Origin of the sequence: Vibrio sp. Hep-1b-8, assembly GCF_006124995.1 — a bacterium.
Classification (GTDB): domain Bacteria; phylum Pseudomonadota; class Gammaproteobacteria; order Enterobacterales; family Vibrionaceae; genus Vibrio.
The window spans coordinates 1-1,949 of sequence record NZ_QEWN01000105.1; the positions used below are offsets into that span (position 1 = coordinate 1).

At 46.9% G+C, this 1,949-nt stretch carries 1 protein-coding gene and 1 pseudogene; one reads left to right on the plus strand and one right to left on the minus strand.

Going from position 1 to position 1,949, the window contains the following annotated elements; all coding sequences use genetic code 11:
- Positions 1-73: 73 nt before the first annotated feature.
- Positions 74-868: pseudogene (locus DA100_RS11600) on the plus strand (IS110 family transposase); the annotation flags it as partial.
- 40 nt (positions 869-908) lie between these two features.
- Here the strand turns inward: DA100_RS11600 and DA100_RS11605 are convergent.
- The coding region (locus tag DA100_RS11605) for an IS3 family transposase (protein WP_138972280.1) at positions 909-1,949 on the minus strand (1,041 nt) is incomplete at its 5' end.

A 1,949-nucleotide genomic window follows, 5' to 3' on the forward strand; every position in this document is an offset into this window, starting at 1 on the left:
TAACGAATGACATGGATTCCCCCTCCCGAGGATCTGCCACACTTACGTGGTACTTATTAGCACTGGAGGCACCATGTCTGATTATTCTTATTTTGGCGGTATCGATCTAGCTAAAAACCACTTTAGTATTCATGTCGTTGACTCACAAGGTAAAGTGACTCTTCATAAATCGGTTACTCGCTCTAAGCTACTGACCACAATAGCAAATATGCCACCCATGCGTATAGGACTCGAAGCGTGTGGCGGTGCACATTATTGGGCAAGAACGCTTAATAAATTAGGACATGATGCTCGCATTATGGCGGTTAAGTATGTTGTTCCACATAGAACTAAAGGCAAAAACGACCTCAATGATGCCGTGGCTATCTGCCAAGCTGTCCACCATCCATCTACACGATTCGTTCCAGTAAAATCTCCAGAACAACAAGCCATATTGTCTGTTCATCGAATGCGTGAGCATTGGGTACGTGAACGAACGGCTCTAATGAACCGTATTCGCGCCTTACTGTCTGAATTTGGTCTTATCATTCCGGTTGGCAGATCTTCGTTAATGAAGCAAGTACCTCTCATGCTGGAAGATGCCGAAAACGAGCTTCCACAGTTAGCTCGAACCGTTATTGCTGACGCGTACTATCACCTTGAACAACTTAACCAACGTATTGCGGATACTGAGCAAGTGTTCGAGGCTTTTTCAAAGGTTAGCGAAAATGTTCAGCGTATCATGAAGGTCAGAGGAATTGGCCCACAAACAGCAACAGCTATTCTAGCTTCTATAGGTAACGGCTCTCAGTTTGATAAAAGCCGCGATTTTTCAGCCTGGCTGGGGCTAGTTCCGAAGCAGTATTCTACTGGCGGTAAACCTAGGTTAGCGGCGTTTTTCAAGATAGTTGCCATCATTTGCTTGCTTATTAAGCTGCTTCTCTTTCTGGATTTAGGTGTACGTTACCAACTGGTTCACAGTTCCTGATATCACCAGGCCAGCGCTCAGGTTTTCGCTGTTTTGCTGCGAGCAATACCTCAGCTCGGCGCTTCAAGATCTCTTCATCTTTTCCATTATGACGCTCTGAAGGCGTGACATAATTTAGCTTACTGTGTTTGTGCTCGGTGTTGTACCAGCGCACGAAGGCTTCAACCCAACGTCGACTGCTGTCGAGACTTTCAAAGCCTTTTGTCGGCCAATTTGGCATGTACTTTACCGTGCGGAACAACGACTCAACATACGGATTATCATCACTGACTCTTGGACGGCTATACGATGAGGTAATGCCTAACTCATCCATCTTCGCTTTGAACGTCAGCGACTTCATAGGCGCACCGTTATCTGAGTGAAGAACCAGCGGTTGGCTGAAGCACTGTTCTCGCATCAACGTCCGTTGCAGGAGTTGTGATGCTAACTCGCCACACTCACATTCATAGACTTCATACCCCACGATTTTGCGGCTGTAGATATCTTCTATGACGTACAGATAATAGTGCTGGCCTCGGGTCGTTGAAGGCAAGTAAGTGATATCCCATGTGTAGACTTGGTTCGAACCTGTCGCCGTATAACTCGTTGGCTTAGCATGCGTTTTTCTGCTCCGTTGACGGCCTCGGTTGTGAAGTTGTCCTTGTGCACTCAGTACTCGATAATAGCTCGACTCTGAGGCGATATACACACCTTTATCAAGCAGTGTCGGTACGATTTGAGTTGGAGGTAAACTCGCGAACTCTGGGCGGTTACACACCTCGATAATTGCATCACGTTCTTGCTGAGAGAGCTTGTTAGCTGGCTCTGGTCTGACACTGGTCGGTCTTTTATCCGCTTGGATCTCTCCTTGCCGATACCATCGACGATACGTCCTCAGGTCAATTTGAACCTCATAACAAGCTCGCTCTAAGCGGCAACCACTTTGCTTGGCATCGTGGATAAGCGTAATCAGGTACTGCCTTTCATCGGTTGAGGTTAGTCG